Raw genomic sequence first — 23948 nt, 5'->3', positions numbered from 1 at the left:
ATATTTTCTACATATATTAAGTGATTGGATATGAGCTCATTCCAAATCAAAAGGGAGGTTTTTTAAATGAAAGATACTTTTAAAGATATAGGGAAATCTAATAACATAAAAAACAAACTTGATAAGGCTATTGATAATATGGATATGCCCGAAATCGAAAAGCAACTTGATAAACTATCAGCTGATAAGCCTTTTCCTTATGAAATAGAAGACAGCAAAATTTTCGCCAAAAAAATTATTAAACAAAATAAGAAAGGATATGATACCATGAAAAATAATTATAAGAAATTTACAACTTTAGCAGCTAGTTTAATACTAACTATAACTATAGGAATAACGGCAGCATATGCTACAGGTTTATTCCAAGAATTTAATTTCTTTAATAGAGATACTACCGTTAAAGTTAGATCTAATCAGGATATAAGAGAAGATGAAGCTAAAAGACTTGCAAGCGAAGCAAGTGATGCATACAATACTCCATCTGCCACAAAAAAATCATCAAGGGAAGTTGATATAAAAACATTTTCTAATATCCAAGAAGTTAAAGAAGCTTTAGATATAGATATTGTTTTGCCTTCCTATATTCCAGAGGATTTTGTAATTGATGATAATATTAGGGTAGAAAATCTCTACGATAAAAATTTTAATATCTATACTACTTATACTTCTAAAGAAAATAAAGAAAGATTATTTGGTGTTACTGTAATGACCAATAATTTAAGTGGAGACATGACTTCTATAACAGTAACTGATGCAGTTTATAAAGACACTTATACAACTCCAGATGGAACTAAGTATACATTATTGGAGGAAGATGGAACAACTATTGCTGAAGTTTCAATAAATAATATAGACTATGCTTTAATCTTTAGTGGAATAAGTGATGATGAAATGAATAAAATCATAGATAGTGTTGACTTAAACACCTATACAAAATAATTTTAATGTTAATAGATTAAGATAAACCGTATAATATATATAATAGTTCTATAGAAATTTTAAAACTATGTATGGCAGTTAATTTTAAAAAAAGATAATTATGCAATTTCCTCAATTGAATGATGAATATCAATAATAAAAAACCTTAATCCCATATAATTCAGTGGAAATCAAAAGAAATTGTAGAACATGGGTGGAGAAAATTGGCATATATAGAAATGTCAATTTCTTCATTCTCATTTTACCATTTCTTCCTCTCTATTTTATAGCAGTTTGACACGTGTCCTAAAAAAATTATATATTACATATTGTGCTTTAATAACAGTTTATTTCTTACTTTATAAACAATAAATATAATAGTAGGCAAAATAACTATAAATGGAAAAGCATAATATATCCAAACATCAAAAACCCATTCATTAAAGCTAATAATACTATCGAACTCAAAATAAGACAAATTAGCTGCTAATAGAGATACAGGCATTACTATAAATCTATAATCCTTAAATTTAAATATTTCAGCAATTCCCTTGCAAGCTGCTAATAAATATATACTTATTTTTATGAAACCTCCCAGCAAATATACAATTGCCGATATAGCTTCTATTCTCTGTAATGCACTTCCAACATTTACCCTTGCAATTGTGGCATATAAAGGAAAATACAAGCTGGAAGCATAGTCAACCCCTAGAACTAGGATAATAGTTAATGATGTAATTAATAAAAATATTCCTCCAATTAATAAACTGTTAATAAATATTTTATATACGGATTTTTTATTTTTAAAAGTAGAAAATGCAATTGTAAATACTACTGTCTCACCAAGGGGATACATAAATACTTCATAAGCTCCTTTAATAACTGGTTTTACACCGCTATTCATTGATGGAATAATATTTCTTAAATCCATATTGGGAATAAGAAATATTATAGCAATAAATGTTAAAACAACGGGGATAATTACTATAACCTCTCCCCACCTTCCAATAACCTCAATTCCTTCCTTAACTATCCAGCTACATAAAATTAGAATAAACACCATTGGGATAATAATGGGAGTTTCAGGAAAATTAGTAGTCGTAACTAAGTTTCCAAAATCCTTTAATACTATGGCAACCAAATCAAAAAAATATAAAGTATAGAATAAAATTATAATTTTTCCAATAATTTTTCCAAAATACAACTCTATTATTTGGAATAAATCTTTCCCAAAATGATTAGCTAATAAATTACAATATAGAATCATAAAGGGTATCATTATAACTATGGATAATAAGATAGACAACCATAAATCTTCTTTTGCACTCAAACCTGATACAAGTATTGAGGACTCTCCGATCATAAAAAGAACTATAAGAGATATACCCTGTTTATCTGAAATAATTTCTTTCTTCAATGTTAGTCCTCCAAATTGAAGTAGATTATCGTAGATTATCATATATAGATTTTTAATAAAACTATATATAATTAAAGATACTATATAGTTTTTCCCAATCAAACAAATATATCACAAAATTTCAAAATAGCTTCTGATCGTTTCCAGTAAAATTTAATAATTATAATATATTCTAAAATCCCTTTATCTTATGAATCGATTCTAATTTCTGTCCATTTTTTACTTTTAAATCTCAATGAAATCACTATGGAAAAAACAAGAAACGACATAATCTCTGCATACCAGACTCCTACTACTCCTTTGTCTAATACTATAATGAATAAATATGTTAAAGGTACAAACATACTCCATAATCTTAGAAAAACTATAGCCATTACACTTCTTGTATCTCCAGCTCCCCTTAACGCTCCTGAAATAACTATCATATAATTTAAAAAGGGTTGATTTAAACCTATAAAATACATGGTGGTCAATGAAAGTAGAATGATTTTCTTTTCTGGAGTAAATACTCCTAACAATTGTTTAGGAAAAACAAAGAAAATTCCTCCCATAAATATTCCCCATAGAACTCCTATAATGGCAGCTGTATAGCCTGTGGCTGAAGCTTTTTCTGTATCATTTTCTCCTAAGGTTTTACCAACTAAGGTTGCAGCAGCTATTGACAATCCAACTGCTGGCATAAACGAAATAGATTCAATATTAAGAAGTATACGAAATGCTGCTTCAGAATTAGTATCTAGTTTTGATACAATAATACCTACAATAACAAAGGATATTTGCATTAATGCCTGTTCAATGGCCCCTGGATAACTCAAATTCCATAATGGCTTCAGTATATTTTTTGTAATCTTCATATACTTTATTTTAATACGAACACGATTTTTCTTAATAAATAATATATTTGTATATAAAATAATAGCTATCATTCTTGAAATGGTTGTAGACCATGCTGCCCCAGCTATTCCCATTTCTGGGAAAGGACCAAAGCCAGTAATTAATATATAGTTACCAATAATGTTCATTACATTAGCAATACCTGTAATTACCATAGGCGTAATAGTATTTCCAGACCCTCTTAAAATAGCTGCACATGAAAATGATAAGAACATAAATAGCATTCCCAATACAATAATATAGAAATATTCAAGAGCCATACGAAATACATCTTCAGAAACATCATAGATGCCTATAATTTGTCTTGCAAATAGAAAGGCTAAAATTGTTACAATAATTCCTATTATCAAATTAATAGAAGTTGATTGTGCTGCAATAATATTAAGCTTTTTATAGTTTTTCTCTCCATAGGTTCTTGAAATCATTGCTGTAGCTCCTGTATTGAATGAAGAAAAAATAAAAATTAGTGTGAAAACTATTTGATTTGCATAACCTACAGCAGATAAAGCATTTGGTCCTATAAAGTGACTAATCATCAAGGTATCAGCTACTCCAAGCAGAGTGTTTAAGCTCATTTCTCCAATAGCAGGCAAAGCTATAGCTATAATTGAGGTCAATAAAATTTTATGTGTATTAAAAAAACTTTTTATTCTATACATATTTATCACTTTCTTTCTTTTTATAAGATCCCACTACATAAATACAACATTATATACTTTTACCATTCTTTTTAAACTATTCAATATCTTTTCATGAACAAGTTAAATCTTCAGATTTAAAAATTATATCATAAAACATTAAAAAAATGGACATATTTAATATAGTATGAAAAATAATTTTTTTATCTATAGATATGTGCTTAAGAAATTCAACTTACTCCAGTAGCCACTGAGAATCCTTTTTATCTCTGTCTATAAACGAGTTTTTATTCAAATGGAAGAAAAAGGACAAAATGTGTTATAAAAATCGCCCCCAAGAAAACCTCAGAATCTACTTCCGTTTCTTTAGTTCCTCAGTCACATATCTATATTAAGTAAATTTCATAATGGAGGTAATTGCATAATATATATTTTTTTAAAAGCAAATATAATAGATAATTTTTACAAAAGGTAATTGTGCAATTTCCTTAATGATTAGGAGATGATAAAATATGGATGGAAGTTATTTTTTATTTTCATTTGCAGAAACAGATGACGGAGCTGTTGTTTTTATAACGTCAAAGGATACTTGGGAAAACCAAGGAACAATGGATCAGGGATTTAAGAATGAAGAAATGAAAGTTCTTGAGCCTATTTTAGAAAAGGCTGGATTATATGAGCTTATGGGCTCATGCTATGAAATGACAAAGTCACCTGAAGAAACTAGAGATACTCTATTAGAGAATGGATTACTTGAAGACAGTAATTTTGATAAATTAGTAATGACTTTATACACATAAATAATTTAATCCTAATTTTAAACTTTAACCTTAAGATTAACTTTATTTAGGTTAGGAAATCTAATGCTAATTCTTATCTTTAATGCTTATATTATGGTCTTAATGTAATTTAATTAAGGAGTATATACTTATAATATATAAAAACTTAGGAGATAATTTGCTTATCACCTAAGTTTTATTTTTATTAATGTTTTAAAAAAACCCTTAAAAAATTTTATAATTTATACAATATAAAAATTCTTACCACATATCGACAAACCATAATATTAAATTGATCTATATTTCTTATGCTCCATCTTAATATTCTCCAATAGCTGAGGATTACCGAAAACCTCTATAATAAATCTAGCTATAATCTCTTCAACTAGTACAAACTATTTTAAATATTTTTCACATTCAATACTCTCATAGAATTAAGTACAGCTATTAAGGCCACTCCTACATCAGCAAATACCGCTTCCCACATAGTTGCATATCCAATAGCTCCAAGAAGTAAAACGCCACCCTTTACGGCTAAAGAAAATATAATATTTTGCATTACTATTCTCTTAGTTCTCTTTGCTATCTTTATTGCACTGACTAGTTTAGATGGCTCATCGGTCATAAGTACAACATCGGCTGCTTCAATTGCAGCATCTGAACCTAAAGCTCCCATGGCCACCCCTACATCTACCCTAGCAAGCACCGGTGCATCATTTATACCATCTCCAACAAAGATAAGTTTATCCTTGGATTTCTTCTGTCTTTCTAACATCTCTATCTTTTCTACTTTATGATGAGGCAATAGCTCTGAATATACTTTATCCAAGCCAAGCTTATCGGCCACTTTTGCAGCTACATTTTTATTGTCACCAGTAAGCATTACCGTATTTCTTATTCCAATTGCTTTAAGTCCTATTATTGCCTCTTTTGAATCTTCCTTAATTTCATCGGAAATAATAATATATCCTGCATATTCTCTCTCTATAACTATATGAATTATTGTTCCTGGTATATCTATACTAGTAAATTCAATATTATTTTGTTTCATTAATTTATCATTTCCTGCTAAAATTTCTTTTCCTTTTACTACTGCAGTTATTCCAAAACCTGATATTTCGTTATATGACTGTATATCTTCTTTATCAATTTCTTTTCCATATTCCTTTAATATAGAAGTAGCAATAGGATGATTAGAATAACTTTCAGCTAATGCTGCAAATTCTAATAGTTCTTCCTTTGATATATTATTGCTTGTTTTAATTTCAGTTACTTTAAATACACCCTTTGTCAATGTTCCTGTTTTATCGAAGACTACTGTATCCACATTATTAAGCGCCTCAAGATAATTACCACCCTTTACAAGTATTCCATTTTTAGATGCCCCACCTATCCCGCCAAAGAATCCAAGAGGGATAGATATAACTAAAGCACAGGGACAAGATACTACTAAGAATATTAATGCCCTATAAATCCACTCTGAAAAAGTTGCCCCATCAATAATAAGTGGTGGAATAACGGCAAGTGCAAGGGCACTAAATACTACAACTGGAGTATAATATCTTGCAAATTTTGTTATGAAATTTTCAGTTGGTGCTTTCTTACTACTTGCATTTTGTACCATATCTAATATTTTAGATACAGTAGACTCTCCAAATTCCTTTGTTACTTTAATATTTAAAAGTCCTCTTTTATTTATAAAGCCGCCTAAGACTTCATCTCCTGTTTCTACTTCCCTTGGAACTGATTCCCCAGTAAGTGCAGATGTATCGACAGTAGAATTTCCTAAAGTAATTATTCCATCAAGGGGAATTTTTTCACCGGGCTTTACAACTATTATATCTTCAACACTTACATTTTCAGGCGATACTCTCTCTATTTCATTTCCTATTTTCAAATTTGCATAGTCTGGTCTTATATCCATTAAATCAGCAATAGATTTTCTTGATCTATTAACTGCCAAGCCCTGCATAAACTCTCCTACCTGATAAAAAAGCATAACTCCTACACCTTCTGGAAATTCTCCAATGACAAAGGCTCCAACAGTTGCTATGGCCATTAGAAAGTTTTCATCGAACACCTGTCCTCTTATTATATTCTTAACTGCCCTTAAAAGTACTTCTCCACCAACTAAAATATAACTTGCAAAGTATATAATAAATTCAATAGGGTAAGAAAATTTAAAAATTATAGCAGTTAGAAATAATGCTGCGCCTATTCCTAATCTTATAAGCTCTCTTTTATTTTTACCTTCACCATGGTTATGCTCATGGGTATGATTATGAACATGACCTTGACAAGCACCATCACAATTATCATTATCATGGTTATGACTATTCCTTTGAATATCTTTCTTATTTTCCTCAACAACATCTACATCTGGTTCAATCTTTTTGACTATTTCTATTGCTTGTTTTGTTATACTATTTAAATCCTTTTTATTCCCTTCTATAATTAATTTACCAGTTGCAAAATCAATATATGCATTTTGGACACCCTTTAAATCCTTAATCTTTCCTTCAATTTTTGCACTACAACTTGCACATACAAGTCCCATCAAAACTAAAACCTTTTTTGAAGCTTTATCAATTATTTTTTCCTTAACTACAACATGAGGTTCATATCTTTTTACTATATTCTTTGTTTCTAATATTACAGCCTCTATTTCATCTATACTATCTATCTCAATAGTAAGTATTTTAGTAACAAAATTTAGTGAAACCATTATAACTTCTTTTAGTTCACTGACTTTTCTTTCTATTTTTCCAGCACAATTTGCACAATCAAGACCTTCCAGCATTAGTTCTATTTTAGCTTTTTTCAACATTTTTCTTCCCCCTTTAAAGTCAGCTATTTATGGCTTATATGACTAAATCCTTGATCAAAAATATTTTTAACATGCTCATCATCAAGAGAATAATAAACAACCTTACCTTCTCTCCTATATTTCACAAGTTTTGATGACTTAAGAACTCTCAACTGATGAGATATTGCAGATTGTGACATGCCTAATGTTGTAGCAATATCACCTACACATAATTCTTCTTGAAACAAAGCACATATTATTTTTATTCTAGTGGTATCGCCAAATACCTTAAATAGATCTGCTAAATCGTATAGTTTTTCTTCTGTAGGCATATTTGATCTTACTTTATCAACAATATCTTCATCAATAGAATTATCCCTCAATATATCTATGCTTGAGTTATTTTTTATCATGAGATCACCTCTTTTTGTTTTCATATGAATGATTGTTCATATATTCACTTATAATATATACCCTTTTCACTTAAAAGTCAACTACTTTTTAATAAGAATTTTCGTATACAATATATAGTATGTTGTGTATAATATAATTTAGCACTAGAAGTAAACCAAAAAAATAATAAGGGCTTTTATATTTTCTATTTTAAAATTATTAAACCTTTAAATTATTTATCTTTAGAAAAATTTTTTTTATATAGTATAATAGTATTAAGGAGGAACGTAATGAGCCAATATATGAGTTTAAAAGATCATGTCTATAATTACATATCAAAAAAAATTAATGAAGGTAGCCTTACCCCAAATGAAAAAATCAATGAACAATTAATTTGCGAAGCACTACAAATTAGTAGAACTCCAGTAAGAGAAGCTCTTATTCAACTAGCCACAGAAGGTTATTTAGAAAATATTCCACGAAAAGGTTTTCGTGTTAGACCAATAGATGAAAATAAAGCTATGGAATTGTATATAATTATTGGGTCTTTAGAAGGATTAGCAGCAATTCATGCTTTAGACTTCATCACTTCCAAAGAAATAAAAAGGATGAAAAAGTTGGTTACAGACATGGATGAAGCAATTGATGTCAAGTGTTTTGATGATTATTATAAGTTACAAGCTAGGTTCCATAATACCTTTATAAATATTTGTAATAATGAAGAACTTATACGTCTTCTTAATCAATTAAAAAGAAGTTTTATAAGACAAACCTATATAACTAAAGAAACTGAAGATCTTACTCAAATCTTAAAGAGAACCAATTCTGAGCACAATGAAATAGTTAATTTATTTGATCTAAAAGATAAAGAAAAACTTGAAAAATATATTAAAGATGTACATTGGAATGTAAGAAATGCTAGATTTGATTCCATATAGAACCAAAAAAGATTAATATCACTTTGTCCATTCTAATTATTGAATTCTGAGCTTTTTTGAAAATGTTTGAGAAATATATATAATAAAAATGTTTAGGAACATATTATTATTCCTAAACATTTCTATTTTAATTATCTTTTAAATCTATTTTTACAATAACTCACCTAATGCTTCTATAAATCTTTGTGTTTGTTCAATTGTTCCTGTACTAACCCTAAGCCAGTTATCCCAGTTCCATAAATATCCTGGTCTTATTATAACTCCCTTTTCTAATAATTTTTGAAATACTATTCTTGAATCCATATTTACGTTGACAAAAACAAAGTTAGAATTGGATTTTATGTATTCTAAATTATTCTTTTCAAAATATTCTTCCATGATTTCCATAGCTTCATAATTTAACTCTACAGTTTTTTCTATATGTTCTTTGTCTTCAAGTGCAGCAAGAGCAGCTACTTGCGCCAATCTATTTGCATTGAAAACACCTTTAACCTTGGTCATTTCATTAGCTATTTCTTTTGATGTTAAACAATATCCTGTTCTAACCCCTGCCAAACCTGCTACCTTTGAAAATGTTCTAAGTATAATAGTATTAGGTCTTTTCTTAAGTATTTCCAAACTTTCAGGATACTTGGGATTTTTTATGGCATAATCATAATATGCTTCATCAAGAACTACTACTATATCTTCCGGAATATTATTAAATAAATACTCTATTTCTTCACTGGTCATTATATTTCCAGTTGGGTTATTAGGATTACATACAAATATTAATTTTGTTTTGTCATTAACTTTTTGAACAAATGTTTCAAAATCGTGTTTATAATTCTTAAGTGGAATTTGTACCAACTTTCCACCCATATGAGAAACGCTGGTTCCATATAAACCAAAGGATGGATTTGCCATTATTGCTTCATCACCAGCATTAATAAATGTCTGGGCTATAAATTTTATAATTTCTTCTCCGCCATTTCCTATTACTATCTGCTGCGGATTTAAATCATATCTCCTCGCTAATTTTTCTCTTAAATTAGCGGCAGCTGGATCAGGATAGATATTAATACTTTCTGCTTCTTTTCTTATAGCCTCAACAGCTTTCTTTGAGGGACCCAAAGGATTTTCATTGGAGGCAAGTTTAATTATGTCTTCTAATCCTAGTTCCTTTTTTACCTCTTCTATAGGTTTCCCTGGAACATAACGCTTTAAAGTAAGTACCTCTTTTCTGAACAAATTATTATCATTCATATTTATCCTCCTTTTATAAGTTGTATATTTAAATAATCCTTATATATCCAATTATAACAGATTATACATCAACTTATTTGATTTTTTACAATTTCTTCATAACACTTAAACTTTTTTATTTTTTAAGTATAAATATGCAACTTCTAATGTTATAATTATAACATTTTATTTCTATTAATTTTGAGCTTTTTTGAAATCCTCAATGATCATTTGAGGTTTTATATTGCCATTCCACTCATTTATGTCAACTGAAAATACAAGATTTAAAGACTGGGGTTCACCAACTCTTCGATACCTTTCTGTTAGAGAAAATCCTATTCCATCCAAAACAATATTATTACTTTTCCCAACAAATTTAAGATGCTTCCCCTTTGCTCCACAGCCTTTTGTCTTAGTTTTATCCACCCGTATATTATTTATCATAAATAAAGGTTTAGGATTCCCCATACCATATGGTTCTAATTTTGCTATATCATTGATAAGTTCAATAGTAAATTCATCCGGGGAAATCTGAGTCATAATATTTAGTTTAGGAACAAATATATCTGGATTTTCTTTTTTTATCCTTTTAGCTCTAAAATCTAATCTTGATCTTAACTCATCTAGTTTATCTTCCTCTATGGAAAATCCACAAGCCATTTCATGCCCCCCAAAGCCAAGAAAAATATCGGAACAAGTTTTCATCTCTTCATAAATATTAATACCAGATATACTCCTTCCACTTCCCTTTAGATGTCCCTCATCACTTTTAGTAACTACTAATGTAGGCTTATAAAAAGTATCCTTTATTTTTCCAGCAACAATACCAATAACCCCTTCTGAAATATTATCAGCACGAACTACTAAAAAGTCATTATTCATATAGTTTTTTTCCACAATATCTTTACAATACCCCTCTCCTGATTCTTGCACTAATTTTCTTTCTCTATTAAGCTTGTATAAATATTGTGCTAATTTTGTAGCTTGGCTTATATCATTAGAAAGAAGAAGCTCCACACCATACTTGGCATCCTCAAGTCTTCCAGCAGCATTAAAGCATGGCCCCAATACAAACCCAATTCTTCCTGAAGTTATCTCTTTATCCTTAAGTCCCACTACCTGTCTTAAAATAGATAATCCTAAGCGCTTATTTTTATTAACTCTTTTTAGTCCATATTTAATAAAAGTTCTATTTTCATCTATTAAAGGAACAATATCGCAAATAGTTCCTAAGGTAACTAAATCAAGAAGCCTAGATATAGTTGATTTTGGTAATCCAAGGGTTTTTTGAATCGCCTGTGCAAGCTTAAAAGCCACACCGCATCCACATAATTCTTTAAATGGATAATTATCCTCTTGCTGTTTCACATCAATAACTAAACAATTAGGCAATATCTCAGGGGGATTATGGTGGTCAGTAATTATAACTTCTAGCCCCAATTCCTTAGCATAATCAACCTCTTTTACAGAACTTATACCATTATCGACTGTAATAATAAGATCAGCCTTCATTTCTTCTTTCATATATTTTATAGCTTCTAAATTCAATCCATAGCCTTCGGTAAAACGATTAGGTATATAATAATCTATATTTTTAGTTATGGCTTCAAAAAATTGCAATAATAATGCTGTGGCTGTGACTCCGTCAACATCATAATCTCCAACAATTATAATTTTACTTCTCTTATTTATATGATAAATAATTCTACCTACAGCCTCCGTCATATTCTTTATAATAAATGGATCATAGGTTTTTTGAGGTTTGTCACTTAAGAATTCTTCTATTTCTTCTTTTTCGGTAATACCTTTAGAATGAAGTATATTTTCTACTATAGACATACCTTCAGCTTTTTCAGAAATAATTTTCCATACCTTTTCCATGAGAATCCTCCAATCAAAAAATAACTATATAAATATTCTATCATATATATAGAATTCATATAGTAAAACTTAATTTATAGATATTGAAATGCTCAATATTTCTAAGAGTTTTCAATGTCTCTAAATTAATAGTTTTACTTGAATTTCTATATAGAATTCATATAGTAAAACTTAATTTATAGATATTGAAATACTTAATGCTTCTAAGAGTTTTTAATGTCTCTAAATTAATAGTTTTACTTGAATTTCTATATAGAATTCATATAGCAAAAGTAAGCGCTTCAAAAGAAGGCGTCATATGCAAAGCAACATATTTATGCTAAACTTCCATAACGTATGCAAAGAGCCATACACGTCTTGCTGTGGCAAATGGTTTTATATTGGCCTCACAAAGATTATTTGAAAGGGGGATTCTTCCATCGGTCGCCAATTTATCTTTTTTCTTCATCATCCTATTTCTCCTGGTCTTATTGTTCATAAGCAAGAATTAATAAGGTTATCCTTATTTTTAAGCTATCAATATATTCTGTTTCAATACGTTCGGTGTTTTTATTTAGTCTATCAATAAAGTTATCGTTAGACTATTTGCTTAACTATTTTATATATTTTTACATATTATTTAAAAAATGTATGTATTGCAAAATAATAGATAAACTGATATACTAAAGATAATACCTTGCAAGGGATTAGAAACTAAAACTGAATAACCTCGAGAACTATTTTATATTAATATTGCAAATACTAAGGGGTGCTAAGTCAAAAACTTTAATTACATAAAATGTTGGAAGTATGATTTTTGATCAATTTATTAGAGTTTTCGAGGAAACACTTATTATAAAAGGAGAATACATATGATAAAAAAAAATAACAAGCTTAATTTTAACAATTAGTATATTTTTTAGCATATCAGTAACCAGTTTTGCAGGTGAGAGTACATCTCTTTCATTAAGTGGGAATAAAATTAGTAAAAGTGAAGTAGAAAGTATTTATACAGAGCAAGATAAAAAAATTGTAGATAAATCATCAAATAGTGATAAACAAATACTTCTTGATAATTTACATAAGATACAAGAGCTACAGTTACAAGAAGTTACAGCTGAAACAGAAGCAGAAATACAATCATTATTTGTTGAAATTAATGAACTAGAAACAGTTGTTGAATTAGATGTTAATGCACAATCTAATAGCATTAGTATGTCTAGCCTTAAGCCAAACCCTCCTTCAAGCACTAGATATTTAAAAACCTATGGTATTACATCTTATACATCTTATGGTGGGGAAGAATATGAAGTATACGAGGTTGTTGTTTATACAAATGATACTAAACGAAGCAACGCAAGGTATAACCCACTTTTTAATTGGGGTACTATGAATTTATTAGATGATGGTAACTATACGCTAAGTGATTTTGCAGAAACAATTACTTACAAATCCAGTTATGTTGCTTCATTATTTAATATTCCATATGCATTATATAGTACAGCAATCCCACCAAGTGCCTATTTTGGACAAAGTGTAGAGGAGAGTTTAATATATGAATATGATGCGACTCAGATATTTGTATATGCTTATGTGGCAGAAAGAGGCGTAGATTGGTATGATCATATGCAAACAAGTGAAAGACTTTCCGTAAACTCGGATATTGTATCAAGAATTAATCGCTATGGTTATGTTGAGGAAGATGACCTTGATGATAAAATTTTAAGACACGCCGAATCTAGATATTACGCTGATGTTTCAAGACCAACGCAAAGATACCATCAAAATAAATATAAAGAAGAATTTAAAGTTGGCGACTTAAAGGTGTATTATGATGGTGATTATAAAGGTAAAATAAATACTAATTACTATTCTGAACTTTGGAGTATTCCAGGGCTATAAAATATGAGTATCCTAGAAAAAAATATTTTATATCAATATTTCAAATACTAGGATCAGTTGAGCCAAAAGCTTAATTGTACAAAATGGTGGAGTGGGATTTTTGAATAAAGTCTCATTCCCTACTATTTTAAATCTATCAGAGTTTTCTAGGAAACACAATATATTAAAGGAATTATAAAAATGCTTAATAAAATAAAAAAAATAATTTTAGTTTCCGTTACTTTATATGTGTTATTATGTATTGTCTTGTGTTTTACATATGAAATCTCATTAAATTTACTTTGTAAAAATACTATTATTTACGATACAAATAACGCTAATCGTTGTATTGTTTATTTGGATAATGACAAATTGAATTTTATTAAGGTAAAGGATATATCTTTTGACATATTAAATTTGTCAAAATTACCTACTATAGATGAACGGATAGTTTTCGACTTAATTACACCAAAAGAGTCTTTCAAAATATATAATAGAAAAAAATTTAATCTTCACAACTTAGAAAAGTCTACTGAAAATGGAATTTTGATTAGGTGTGATGACGATAAAAATACATATGGATTTATTGAGACTTCTTATATTTATCTTGGTGTTAGTAAAAATAATGTAGAAAACATAATAAATTTGTCAGAGTCGACAAATTTTCAATCTGAACTTTTATATGATAAATATTATGTATTCATGTTTGAAAATGAAAAGCATTTAGAAATTGAACAATTAGCTAATTTTAAATTCAGATACTAGGAGTGTTCCCTTCAGGGTGAACCACGAGAGAATATAAAATTTAACAAATAAAAAAACTTTATGATGTAGAAATATCCTCAGAGCTTGTAAGCAAGATAACCGATAAAATTATGCCTCAAGTTCCTGAAGGTAATGTAAAAAACTTTGTGTCCCAGGTAGAAAACAGCTCTTTCTTGGCAAGAATTAGATATAAATAATTCTAATCAGGAAGGAGTTTTATTATGGCTATTACAAAAGAGCAATTGCGGCAGATCATCAGTGCTAATGAAATTAATAACGTAGGAGATATCTATGCCCTCTTTAAAGAGAGTTTTAAAGATATATTCCAAGAACTTTTGGAGGCAAAATTGGAAGCTTCTATTGGTTATCCTAAAAATGAAAAAGACACGGTAGTAACAGACAACATATAGTAAAACTTAATTTTGAGATATTTAAATACTCAATGCTTTTAAGAGTTTTTAATGTCTCTAAATTAATAGTTTTACTTGAATTTCTATACAAACACGTGACTGAAAATCTAAAAAAATCAAATTAAACTCTGAAGTTTTCTTTTGTTGATTTCTATAAACCTGTTTTAAATTCAATAATTAATCCAAGGATATCTCCCTGGATTAATTTCAAATCTTATTTAGACTTATTATTTATAAAGTTCCTAAGTAAATTTGGTAATTGCTGCTGTATTTCTTTTCCTAATTTCTGTTTTATCTGCTCTCCTATTTGCCTTTGAACCATACTATACATTTGTTTATATATTACATCCTGTATTTGTTTATTAAACTGCTGTTGCATCTGCCTACTGACTTGCTGACTTGCTTTTCTTTGGACTTGATTATAAATCTGTTTAGTTGCCATTGATTTTCCTAACATTTGTGTTGGCCGCTGCATATTCATCATTTGCCTTTGTATTTGCAAAGGTCCTTGTAATTGTCTCACAAGCTGCAAAGGTCCCTGTATTTGCTGAATAAATCTTAAAGGTCCTTGTATTTGCTGGATGAACCTAAGTGGTCCTTGTATTTGTTTAAATAGATGTATAAGCCTTCTCATCTGTTCTATTGATTCTTCATCTTGATCTTCTATTAGTCTTTGAATAATATCTTCCAGTGAATCTGCTTGTGTCTGTGGATCTACTATTTGATTATCTTTTCCATCGGTTACTTCAGTAGGAGTTATTACATTATTCTCCTCAGTGTCTATATTTATTAAATCATCAATATTTTCCTCAAAGTCTTCTTCAATATTGATAATGTCTGAATCATTTTCGTTATTATTTTTCAATACCCTTAGATTTCTATGTCTATTATACATAATAAATTATTTTATTTTTCACCCCTTCTCTCACTACTGACAGTGGTAATCTTAAAACAGATTATTCTTTAGTACTTAATATTATAGTATGATGAAGGGGAATACTCTGTGTAAGCCTAGTTCACTTTTATAAAAAAATCAGGAAAATAATTATTTCTTACTTAAATGAGAAACTTGCATAATTAACATTATTAATTTTAAAATACAATATGTAGATAACTTGCCTGACGTCCTCTACTACATTTTCTATTTTAAAAGTCTTCACATGTATTATGCAATTTCCTCAAATATTATATTTATAGATTTCCTTGGGCTTTTTTATTTTTTTCTTAAATTCATACATTCTTTCATCAGCAATACTTACCAATTGATCGTAATATTTACTATCATAAGGAAACTTAGCAATTCCATAACTAAATTGGCATGTAATAAAATTTCCTTCAAAATTAATTGGATTATTTTTAAAATATTTAATTATAATCTCGAATTTATCTATTAGCTCCTGTAATTTAATATATGAAAATACAGCAATAAATTCGTCTCCACCAAACCGTGCAAGAAAATTATTATCTTCAATAAGATTTGAAATATTAATAGCAAAACTCTTAATCAATTTATCTCCCGCTAAATGTCCATATGTATCATTTACAAGTTTTAATCCATTTAAATCAAATAGTACGAGATAGAATCTTTCATTATTTTTCATTGCATTTTCTATATATTCATTAAATAATTCTTCGAAATAGCTTCTGTTATACACTTTGGTTAACTTATCATACTTTGATAAATAAATTATTTTCTCATAAAGTTTATGATTACTAATGACTATAGAAACTTGATTTCGTAAATATTCCATCATTTCTAAATCAAGTTCATCATATGCATTATTATAGCTACTATCAACATTTATAAACCCGTATAACTTCTTATCTACTATAATTGGAGCACTGATTGAAGATTGAACATCAAAAAATTTGTTGTTTTCTAAAATATCTGGAAATTCATTTTTGTATTTTCTCTGTATGTCATTTATGATTATAGCTTTCTCAAATTTTCCATTTGCTTCTCTCCATAAAAATGTATCAGTTAAGTTAAGTGCATAACTTTTACTTGCTTCATCATCGTATCCTTTACTAGATGCAATTTTTAGTTTTTTATTATCATCTAAGAGTAAAACGCAAGCAAGCTGAGAATCTTCTATTACATCAGTTACTTTTTTCAAAATAATATCAAATAATTCATTAATATTTTTTATGCCTATAATAGCTTGATTCACTTCTAAAGCCACTTCTTTCATTTTTAAAAGCCTTCGTATCCTCTTTTCATTAACTTTTCTCTCAGTAATGTCAACAATTACTCCAACTAAACCAGTGATTTCATCTTTTAAATCTTTAATAACTCCTTTATTAAAAATTACATCATGTAATGATCCATCTTTATGAATTAATTTTGCCTCATAAGTCTGAGTCCCTCCTTTTTTCATAAGCTCACTATCTGCCTTACAATAAATATCTGCCAATTCTTTTGGATAAACATCATAAACACTACTCCCAATAACATCTTCATGTTTTAAACCTAAATACTTAGCTAGAGCAATATTACAATATTGGTAGATCCCATTAAAGTCTTTTACAAAAATTGGATTTGGTATTGTATTTATAATTTTTTGAAGAAAATTAGCACTATCTTTTTGAATAGTATCTTGGTCAATATTTTTACCACTATTCATTTTTAAGCAATCCTTCATGCTAACTACAGATAAACTTTCCTTAAGCTCTTTCATCTTTTATCCTCCCTAATAAAGAGAAAAGTCTTTTGGGATCTATATATGAGTTTTACAACCGTATATTTTAAAGTTATAAATATATAAAGATAAACAAACCTCAAAGTTTAATAAATTTCAAATATAAATTAAAGCAAAAAAGCCTTACTGATGTATCGATACAGAAAGACTTAAAAATTAATTTCAGATAAATGAGGAAATCACATAATTCTAATTTAGCAAAATTATATATAGGAATATTATCCTCTTAACTTAGTTAGAATAAAATATATTTTAAAAATTTTTTTAGCCTCTCCAGACCATGATAACAAATTATTTTTTTATTTTCGACATAATATAACAATTATCATCATATTTTTAATATATTATATCATAACTATATATATCTTCTAATATAATATTAAATATTTTCTTATTTCCTATTACGCCAAAAGGACATGAGTAAAGTTCTAATTTGATTTTCTGATGAAACATGAATATTATAGCCCCAGCTTTTGGGGAAAATCCTCTTATAAGATTTGTAGGTAAAGCGATCGTCTATCAATAACACTAAGCCTTTATCCTTTTCAGTTCGGATAACACGCCCTGAAGCCTGTAAAACCTTATTCATTCCTGGATAAAGATAAGCATAATTAAACCCCATATTGTTTTTTTCATTAAAATAGTTCTTTATTATATTTCTCTCCAAGCATATTTTAGGAAGTCCTACGCCTACTACTACTGCTCCTGATAATCTTTCACCCTTTAAATCCACTCCTTCTGAAAATATTCCTCCCATTACTGCAAAACCTATTAAAGTTTCCTTTGGATTATTATGAAATTTATTAAGATATTCTTCTCTTTCTTCCTCTGTCATTATATTAGCTTGAATTACTAAATTTATCCCAGGATACTTCTCCAAAAATCTTTCATAAACTTCATTCATATACTTATATGATGGGAAAAACACAATATAATTTCCTTGTTTTTCAGTTGTTGAAGCTTTTATATAATCTACCACCTCATTGTAACTATTTTCTCTATCTTTATACCTGGTTGAAATATTACCAGCAATCATAATACATAAATTCCTTTTATCAAATGGAGAAGGTAACAAAACACTATTATCTTCCATATCTCCACCTAAAATCTCCTTAAAATATTCTATTGGCGATAATGTGGCGGAAAAAAACACCGCTGACTTCCCTCTTTTTGCTGCTTCTCTTAATAGATAAGATGGATCTAGACAGAACATTTTCAACTTTACATCTTTATTATTTTTTTCTATATAAGTCACATACTTATCATCATAAAGTTCTGAAATCCTTACATAAGCTAAGCAATCAAAAAACAATTCTAATAACTCTTTATGCCCTTCATTTCCTTGCTTTGTGGCAAGAAATTCTTCACTATCAGCCATTAATGAATTTAATAAATAACATATATCATTAGGCATTTCTTTTTGTATATAAAAATGTTCCTCTTTGCAAAGCTTCTTTATCTTAAGCATATATGAATTAATCTTATCAAGCGCCTTTTCTATTTTAGGCTCTTTATCCTTGAATATTTTTTTTAACTCTAGAAAAGGTTTCTTATACAAAGTGGCTGAAAACATTTCTCTAGATCTATCAACTAAATTATGAGCCTCATCTATTAAAAATGTGTAGTCATTACTATTAAATTCAAAAAACCTTCTAAGATATACTCTAGGATCAAAAACATAATTAAAATCACATATAACACAGTCTGCCCATATAGCTAAGTCAAGGGAAAACTCAAATGGGCAAACATTGTGCTTTCTTGAATATTTTTCAATAACATTTCTAGAAAATTCATCTTCATTATTAAGTATATCTAACAGTGCATCATTGACTCTATTAAAATGACCTTTTGCATATTCACAGTATTCAGGGTCACACCTTGATTCTTCTTTAAAGCATATTTTATCCTTAGCTATCAGTGTTAAAGATTTGAATTTCAAACCTTTTTGCCTCATTTTTATAAAGGCTTCTTCGGCAACCTGTCTAGTAATAGTTTTTGCTGTTAGATAAAATATTTTTGTTGTGTGCCCCTCACCCAATGCCTTTACTGTAGGAAATAGTGTTGATATTGTTTTTCCTATTCCTGTAGGAGCTTGAGCAAATAATTTCTTTTTATCTCTAATAGTTCTATAAACTAAAATTGCAAGGTCTCTTTGCCCTGTTCTATAATTATCAAAGGGAAAAACTAAATCCTTTGCTGTATTATTGCGTATATTAGACCATTTGGAAGTGAAATTTGCCCAGACTATATATTTATCTAAAATATTATGAAAAAACTCTTCCAATTCTACAAAACTAATATTTTTTTTAATATTTTTGACAGCTTCCGTTTCCAAATGAAAATAAGTCAGCTGAACATCTATATTTTTTAATCCGTTTTGTAATGAATAAATATATGCATAACACTTTGCTTGGGCCCAATGTACCTCATTATAATTTTCATCTATAGCTTCAAGAGATTTCATAGTAGATTTTATTTCATCTATACAAATTAGACTTGTATGTGAGCCTAAAGCTAAATTTTCATCATTTTTCACATTACTACCTATCGCTTCCTTTATAATTCCATCGGCTCTACCCTCTATCTTAAATACAAAACCTCTATATTTAAAACTATGTCTTAGCATAACTTCGGCTTCATAATTCTCCCCCTTGGATTTTTGTACTTTTTGATGAGCTCTTGTCCCTTCTACAGCTCTTGACGTACTTCTGAAACTAGTATCTAAATCTCCACTTCGCAAAACAAATTCAACTAAATTTCTAACTGATATTTTTATATCATTTTTATCATTCATATTATCTGCCTTTCAATAACATAGTTAAACATCTTTTATCCATATTATAGCAATATTTCTTCAATATTGTCCAATTCAACTTATTTCGTTAAAAGAACAGCTATATTTTAAGCTCTATTGAATTTCAACTAAATCTAAACAAAATGAACTTATATTTATTAAGTAATATAAAACACCTAAACTATCTAAAATCACCCCTTTTAAAAAAGATGTATTTTAGAGAATTTAGGTGTACTTAATAAATATATTTTATTCATCAATAATCTCTATCTTACCTTCTTTTATATATCTTTCTATTGTCTTTATTGTAACATTTGTATCATAATATATGTCCATAATAGTAGCGCCATTGTTTTCCAGCAAATAATTTTTGACAATGCTATATTCAGATTTATCCTTTTCATAACATTTATAACAAAGCTCTTGGTTTTTATAATTTTTTTCGAAAAACATTCCACAAATTTGGCATATTCCCCGTTCCACTTATATCACCTACTTATTTAAAAATTGATTTTACATATAGCATACGGATATAAGAAAAACTTTAAGTACCTTTATTTTGTTTATAATAAATTTATTATAAATCTCCCATTTACTAGTTTTGAAAATGTTATTTTTATGATAAATTTATTTGTCTTTTATCTCATTGATGTTTTTCAAAAGAATTGAAATTGTTCCATCTATATTAGTCACAAATTCTACCTTATCCTTTCTAGTCATATATGAAGTAGGCAGCTTAATCTCAATCCCATCATCAGTTACTAATCGTTGTTTTTTATTAATCCTTTTCTCCACATTTTCATTTACAGTAACAGATTTTTCTTTAAGGCCTTGCTTTTCTATTTCTTCAGCATAGATTTTCTGTATTTCTAAATTTCCTGTGAATACTTTGTCACCTATTTCTTCAATATTAATAGTACTAGAATCTTCAAAACTTTTTGCCATAGCATTTCTTATTTCAGCCATTTTTGTAACATCATCATTACAATATTTCTTTACAACTTTTTTTGATGCCTTATTAATTATATCCACTTTCTCTTTATCCGATAAAACCTCTGTAGATTGTAGTATTTTTTTTGATAAATATAACTGCTTTTCCCCATCTATTTCATATTTTTTTTCCTTTAGTAATATAGATAAATCATTCATATTAATAATTATACATTCATCAATCTTCTGTGATGTAGTAGGTAATGCAGTTTTTTGCTTAATAATCCTGACATCTCTACCACCATCATCTTCTTGTATAAAATGTATATAGGATTCTTTGTAATTGAACTTTAGTATACCAAAATACTCACAACCATCTTTTTCAAATAAAGTACATACTAAATCAGCTGAGGGAATATCTGGATTTTGATTTATGAAAAAGTATATCATTGATGCTATATCTTTACTCACATCAACAAAATCTTCCTTCTTATTCTTTAGTACTAAACAATTTTTCTTAATATTATTATCATCATTTTTAAAATATACTTTCTTTAAATCTATATCTTTAAATATTTTCAAAATATGGTTTTCTATGTATTCTTTAATATTAGAATCCAAATTATACTCTAAATTAGCTAAGACTGGTGTTCCAACTGATATATCCAATACATGTACAATTAATCTATCTACTATTATATTGCTATCCATTTCTTTCCTCCTTATGATTATAATGAAACAATCTCAAACTTAATTTATACATCCTAAAAGTATCAATGTTTCTACGATTGTTTTGATATATAAACTCGCCTTTTAATTTCTTTCACTATATAAAACCTTACTAAATTATATTCTATTTTTCAACTAAAATATTTCACAAAATAAAATTTGTACTATTTCTAATATTTTATAAAATTAAAATAATATGTACAGCCCTCTAGCTTTAGGTTATAATAATATTAAATATTTTTAATTCAAATTTTTTGGCTGACTATTAGATGCTACTATAGGGATTTAAACAAATACTTTAATATATCAAACCTTCTCAGAAACACCCTATATTTTGATATGTATATATTAAGGTTTACTATGTAGATCCTAAATAAAATTATTAATAGTTTTAATTGAGGGTGATCTTTATTAACGAACAAATAACTATATTTTCTATCATGGAAAAACCTAAAGAAGTTAAAGATAAATCAATACCAAAAAGTATAAAACTAAAATTGGGAGAACTTTATTGCCCATATTGTCAACAAAAGACAATTTTTAAAAAGGACAAAAAAAATGGTGTGTATAAATGTAGTTTTTGCGGTATTAGTAAAAATGACTATTGGGTTAAAAAGGTAAATAAAATAAATAAATAAATAAAAAACGCTAAAGAGCTTTTTTCGAAAACATCAAAAAAGCTCTTTAGTAATATTTATATTTATACACTTTTATTTTATTAGTCTATCTGAACATGAGAAACTTTGTTACCACACCAATCAATAAACTTTCTAAAGTCATCATAGGATATAGTAATTGTCGCAGTATTTACATTTGGATGAAAACCTATAATATCTGAACCTATTAAATCTTCATCTATTAGTACTTCTACATGTTTAGTAGTGTCATTTATCAATCCAAATGGACTAACGGCTCCTGGCTTAAGTCCTAAATATTTGAATAACCTTTTCTCTGAAGCTAAACTTAAACTTGTACTCTCTATCTCGCTAGATAACAACTTTAAATTCACCCTTTTTGAATCAATAACAATAACGAGATAATGCTTATTTCCTTTTCTATTGCGGATGAATAAATTTTTACAATGCTTCCCAATAATATTTACATCTAAATTATTTGCTTCCTCAATAGTATATACCGGATCATGTTCATATTTAGTATATGATATCCCTAAATTACATAAAACTTCATACACCTTTCGCTCATTCTCGGTAATCATATCCTTATCTCCTTTGTATATAACTTTTTTTATAGTTAATAGTTAAAAATTTTAAGCTACCCACTAAACCTTATGGATTTTTACATTATTTTATCATAATTTTACTATTTTTCAAAAGTTTTAAGTTTCTATTTTTATAAATGAAGAAATTGCATAATACATGTGAAGAATTTTAAAATGCAAAATGTAATAGAGGGAGTCAGTCAAATTATCTACATATTGTATTTTGAAATTGATAATGTTAATTATACAAGTTTCTCAAATAAGAAAAGAGTAAGAAGAAATAATTTCTTCTTACTCTTTTCTTATTTATAACCGGCAACGACCTACTCTCCCAAGCAGTTACCCGCCAAGTACCATCGGCGCTGAAGGGCTTAACTTCTGTGTTCGATATGGGTACAGGTGTATCCCCTTCGCTATTGCCACCGGATTTGTGCACTATCGTGGAAATGAACAATGTATAGTGCATAACTAATAATTGTTTTTTTATTCTCTCAAAACTGAACAATGGATGTTTTGGTCAAGCCCTCGACCTATTAGTACCTATCAGCTAAAGACATTACTGCCCTTACACCTTAGGCCTATCAACCAGATGGTCTTTCTGGGGTCTTACTCCTTTCGGATGGGAAATCTTATCTTAAGGTGGGCTTCGCGCTT

20 protein-coding genes and 2 rRNA genes are annotated in these 23948 nt (G+C 28.3%); 7 read left to right on the top strand and 15 right to left on the bottom strand.

All coding sequences use genetic code 11. The features are described from left to right. The first annotated feature begins 66 nt into the window (after positions 1-66). A complete protein-coding gene (locus tag B5X81_RS20340) occupies positions 67-939 on the top strand; it encodes a DUF4367 domain-containing protein (protein ID WP_079494388.1) in 873 nt (290 codons plus the stop codon). Between the two features lie 301 nt (positions 940-1240). Here the strand turns inward: B5X81_RS20340 and B5X81_RS20335 are convergent, their stop codons facing one another. Together B5X81_RS20335 and B5X81_RS20330 are read right to left on the bottom strand one after the other, a co-directional pair. Further along, complete coding sequence (locus B5X81_RS20335; RefSeq protein WP_170917521.1) at positions 1241-2335, bottom strand: GerAB/ArcD/ProY family transporter; 1095 nt, start codon at positions 2333-2335, stop codon at positions 1241-1243. A 188-nt stretch (positions 2336-2523) separates the two neighbouring features. Continuing rightward, positions 2524-3888: an MATE family efflux transporter gene (locus B5X81_RS20330; protein WP_079494385.1), complete on the bottom strand. Its 1365-nt coding sequence runs from the start codon at positions 3886-3888 to the stop codon at positions 2524-2526. Positions 3889-4379: 491 nt separating this feature from the next. On the opposite strand from B5X81_RS20330, the gene B5X81_RS20325 reads away from it, so the two are divergent. Then, entirely contained in the window at positions 4380-4667 is a 288-nt protein-coding gene (locus tag B5X81_RS20325; protein ID WP_079494383.1) for a hypothetical protein, read from the top strand. A gap of 379 nt (positions 4668-5046) precedes the next feature. Here B5X81_RS20325 and B5X81_RS20320 read toward each other — a convergent pair whose 3' ends face one another. After that, positions 5047-7473, bottom strand: a complete 2427-nt coding sequence (locus tag B5X81_RS20320; protein WP_079494382.1) for a heavy metal translocating P-type ATPase — start codon at positions 7471-7473, stop codon at positions 5047-5049. Between the two features lie 23 nt (positions 7474-7496). Further along, on the bottom strand, positions 7497-7865 hold the full coding sequence (locus tag B5X81_RS20315; protein WP_079494380.1) for an ArsR/SmtB family transcription factor: 369 nt from the start codon (positions 7863-7865) through the stop codon (positions 7497-7499). 270 nt (positions 7866-8135) lie between these two features. Here B5X81_RS20315 and B5X81_RS20310 point away from each other — a divergent pair, with 270 nt between their 5' ends. Then, a complete protein-coding gene (locus B5X81_RS20310; RefSeq protein WP_079494379.1) occupies positions 8136-8783 on the top strand; it encodes a GntR family transcriptional regulator in 648 nt (215 codons plus the stop codon). A 150-nt stretch (positions 8784-8933) separates the two neighbouring features. Here B5X81_RS20310 and hisC read toward each other — a convergent pair whose 3' ends face one another. The 3 genes from hisC to B5X81_RS28220 all read right to left on the bottom strand — a co-directional run bounded on the left by hisC (position 8934) and on the right by B5X81_RS28220 (position 12339). Then, entirely contained in the window at positions 8934-10028 is a 1095-nt protein-coding gene (gene hisC / locus B5X81_RS20305) for a histidinol-phosphate transaminase (RefSeq protein WP_079494377.1), read from the bottom strand. Between the two features lie 174 nt (positions 10029-10202). Further along, positions 10203-11888, bottom strand: a complete 1686-nt coding sequence (gene recJ / locus B5X81_RS20300; RefSeq protein ID WP_079494376.1) for a single-stranded-DNA-specific exonuclease RecJ — start codon at positions 11886-11888, stop codon at positions 10203-10205. A 319-nt stretch (positions 11889-12207) separates the two neighbouring features. Beyond that, a complete protein-coding gene (locus B5X81_RS28220) occupies positions 12208-12339 on the bottom strand; it encodes an IS66 family transposase (RefSeq protein ID WP_244282182.1) in 132 nt (43 codons plus the stop codon). A 743-nt stretch (positions 12340-13082) separates the two neighbouring features. On the opposite strand from B5X81_RS28220, the gene B5X81_RS20295 reads away from it, so the two are divergent. The 3 genes from B5X81_RS20295 (at position 13083) to B5X81_RS20285 (ending at position 14923) form a co-directional block, all read left to right on the top strand. Beyond that, a complete protein-coding gene (locus B5X81_RS20295; RefSeq protein ID WP_079494374.1) occupies positions 13083-13769 on the top strand; it encodes a hypothetical protein in 687 nt (228 codons plus the stop codon). Positions 13770-14120: 351 nt separating this feature from the next. Continuing rightward, entirely contained in the window at positions 14121-14513 is a 393-nt protein-coding gene (locus B5X81_RS20290; protein WP_139380411.1) for a hypothetical protein, read from the top strand. A gap of 221 nt (positions 14514-14734) precedes the next feature. Continuing rightward, positions 14735-14923 carry a hypothetical protein gene (locus tag B5X81_RS20285; protein ID WP_079494371.1) on the top strand — a complete coding sequence of 63 codons (189 nt, stop codon included), beginning with the start codon at positions 14735-14737 and terminating at the stop codon, positions 14921-14923. Positions 14924-15137: 214 nt separating this feature from the next. Here the strand turns inward: B5X81_RS20285 and B5X81_RS20280 are convergent, their stop codons facing one another. The 5 genes from B5X81_RS20280 to B5X81_RS20260 all read right to left on the bottom strand — a co-directional run bounded on the left by B5X81_RS20280 (position 15138) and on the right by B5X81_RS20260 (position 22057). Continuing rightward, a complete protein-coding gene (locus tag B5X81_RS20280; RefSeq protein WP_079494370.1) occupies positions 15138-15818 on the bottom strand; it encodes a hypothetical protein in 681 nt (226 codons plus the stop codon). A gap of 283 nt (positions 15819-16101) precedes the next feature. Beyond that, positions 16102-17601: a sensor domain-containing diguanylate cyclase gene (locus B5X81_RS20275; RefSeq protein ID WP_079494368.1), complete on the bottom strand. Its 1500-nt coding sequence runs from the start codon at positions 17599-17601 to the stop codon at positions 16102-16104. A 412-nt stretch (positions 17602-18013) separates the two neighbouring features. Then, the gene (locus B5X81_RS20270) at positions 18014-20416 is read right to left on the bottom strand and encodes an ATP-dependent DNA helicase (RefSeq protein WP_079494367.1); all 2403 of its coding nucleotides are present in this window, start codon (positions 20414-20416) and stop codon (positions 18014-18016) included. 249 nt (positions 20417-20665) lie between these two features. Beyond that, on the bottom strand, positions 20666-20869 hold the full coding sequence (locus B5X81_RS20265) for a hypothetical protein (protein WP_139380410.1): 204 nt from the start codon (positions 20867-20869) through the stop codon (positions 20666-20668). Between the two features lie 174 nt (positions 20870-21043). Then, positions 21044-22057, bottom strand: coding sequence for a nucleoid-associated protein (locus B5X81_RS20260; protein WP_079494364.1), 1014 nt, complete (start codon positions 22055-22057; stop codon positions 21044-21046). A gap of 458 nt (positions 22058-22515) precedes the next feature. Between B5X81_RS20260 and B5X81_RS27915 the strand changes: the two genes are divergently transcribed. Then, positions 22516-22713 (top strand): hypothetical protein, encoded by a 198-nt coding sequence (locus B5X81_RS27915; RefSeq protein ID WP_139380409.1) that lies wholly within the window; start codon positions 22516-22518, stop codon positions 22711-22713. 80 nt (positions 22714-22793) lie between these two features. On the opposite strand, the gene B5X81_RS20250 is transcribed toward B5X81_RS27915, so the two are convergent. The 3 genes from B5X81_RS20250 to B5X81_RS20240 form a co-directional block, all read right to left on the bottom strand. Further along, positions 22794-23291 (bottom strand): prolyl-tRNA synthetase associated domain-containing protein, encoded by a 498-nt coding sequence (locus tag B5X81_RS20250; RefSeq protein WP_079494361.1) that lies wholly within the window; start codon positions 23289-23291, stop codon positions 22794-22796. A 313-nt stretch (positions 23292-23604) separates the two neighbouring features. Beyond that, a 5S ribosomal RNA gene (rrf, locus tag B5X81_RS20245) occupies positions 23605-23721 on the bottom strand. A gap of 86 nt (positions 23722-23807) precedes the next feature. Next, positions 23808-23948: ribosomal RNA gene (locus tag B5X81_RS20240) — 23S ribosomal RNA — on the bottom strand; the annotation flags it as partial.

The organism is Maledivibacter halophilus (assembly GCF_900167445.1).
In the GTDB taxonomy this organism is placed as follows: Bacteria; Bacillota; Clostridia; order Peptostreptococcales; family Caminicellaceae; genus Maledivibacter; species Maledivibacter halophilus.
This window is presented reverse-complemented; position numbering and strand designations above follow the sequence as displayed.

Excerpts from the sequence above, each read along its gene's own strand:
- B5X81_RS20340 (WP_079494388.1), top strand. The coding sequence starts at position 67 with ATGAAAGATACTTTTAAAGATATAGGGAAATCTAATAACATAAAAAAC.
- B5X81_RS20330 (WP_079494385.1), bottom strand. The coding sequence starts at position 3,888 with ATGTATAGAATAAAAAGTTTTTTTAATACACATAAAATTTTATTGACC.
- B5X81_RS20325 (WP_079494383.1), top strand. The coding sequence starts at position 4,380 with ATGGATGGAAGTTATTTTTTATTTTCATTTGCAGAAACAGATGACGGA.
- B5X81_RS20320 (WP_079494382.1), bottom strand. The coding sequence starts at position 7,473 with ATGTTGAAAAAAGCTAAAATAGAACTAATGCTGGAAGGTCTTGATTGT.
- B5X81_RS20315 (WP_079494380.1), bottom strand. The coding sequence starts at position 7,865 with ATGATAAAAAATAACTCAAGCATAGATATATTGAGGGATAATTCTATT.
- B5X81_RS20310 (WP_079494379.1), top strand. The coding sequence starts at position 8,136 with ATGAGCCAATATATGAGTTTAAAAGATCATGTCTATAATTACATATCA.
- hisC (WP_079494377.1), bottom strand. The coding sequence starts at position 10,028 with ATGAATGATAATAATTTGTTCAGAAAAGAGGTACTTACTTTAAAGCGT.
- recJ (WP_079494376.1), bottom strand. The coding sequence starts at position 11,888 with ATGGAAAAGGTATGGAAAATTATTTCTGAAAAAGCTGAAGGTATGTCT.
- B5X81_RS28220 (WP_244282182.1), bottom strand. The coding sequence starts at position 12,339 with ATGATGAAGAAAAAAGATAAATTGGCGACCGATGGAAGAATCCCCCTT.
- B5X81_RS20295 (WP_079494374.1), top strand. The coding sequence starts at position 13,083 with ATGTCTAGCCTTAAGCCAAACCCTCCTTCAAGCACTAGATATTTAAAA.
- B5X81_RS20285 (WP_079494371.1), top strand. The coding sequence starts at position 14,735 with ATGGCTATTACAAAAGAGCAATTGCGGCAGATCATCAGTGCTAATGAA.
- B5X81_RS20280 (WP_079494370.1), bottom strand. The coding sequence starts at position 15,818 with ATGTATAATAGACATAGAAATCTAAGGGTATTGAAAAATAATAACGAA.
- B5X81_RS20275 (WP_079494368.1), bottom strand. The coding sequence starts at position 17,601 with ATGAAAGAGCTTAAGGAAAGTTTATCTGTAGTTAGCATGAAGGATTGC.
- B5X81_RS20270 (WP_079494367.1), bottom strand. The coding sequence starts at position 20,416 with ATGAATGATAAAAATGATATAAAAATATCAGTTAGAAATTTAGTTGAA.
- B5X81_RS20265 (WP_139380410.1), bottom strand. The coding sequence starts at position 20,869 with ATGTTTTTCGAAAAAAATTATAAAAACCAAGAGCTTTGTTATAAATGT.
- B5X81_RS20260 (WP_079494364.1), bottom strand. The coding sequence starts at position 22,057 with ATGGATAGCAATATAATAGTAGATAGATTAATTGTACATGTATTGGAT.
- B5X81_RS27915 (WP_139380409.1), top strand. The coding sequence starts at position 22,516 with ATGGAAAAACCTAAAGAAGTTAAAGATAAATCAATACCAAAAAGTATA.
- B5X81_RS20250 (WP_079494361.1), bottom strand. The coding sequence starts at position 23,291 with ATGATTACCGAGAATGAGCGAAAGGTGTATGAAGTTTTATGTAATTTA.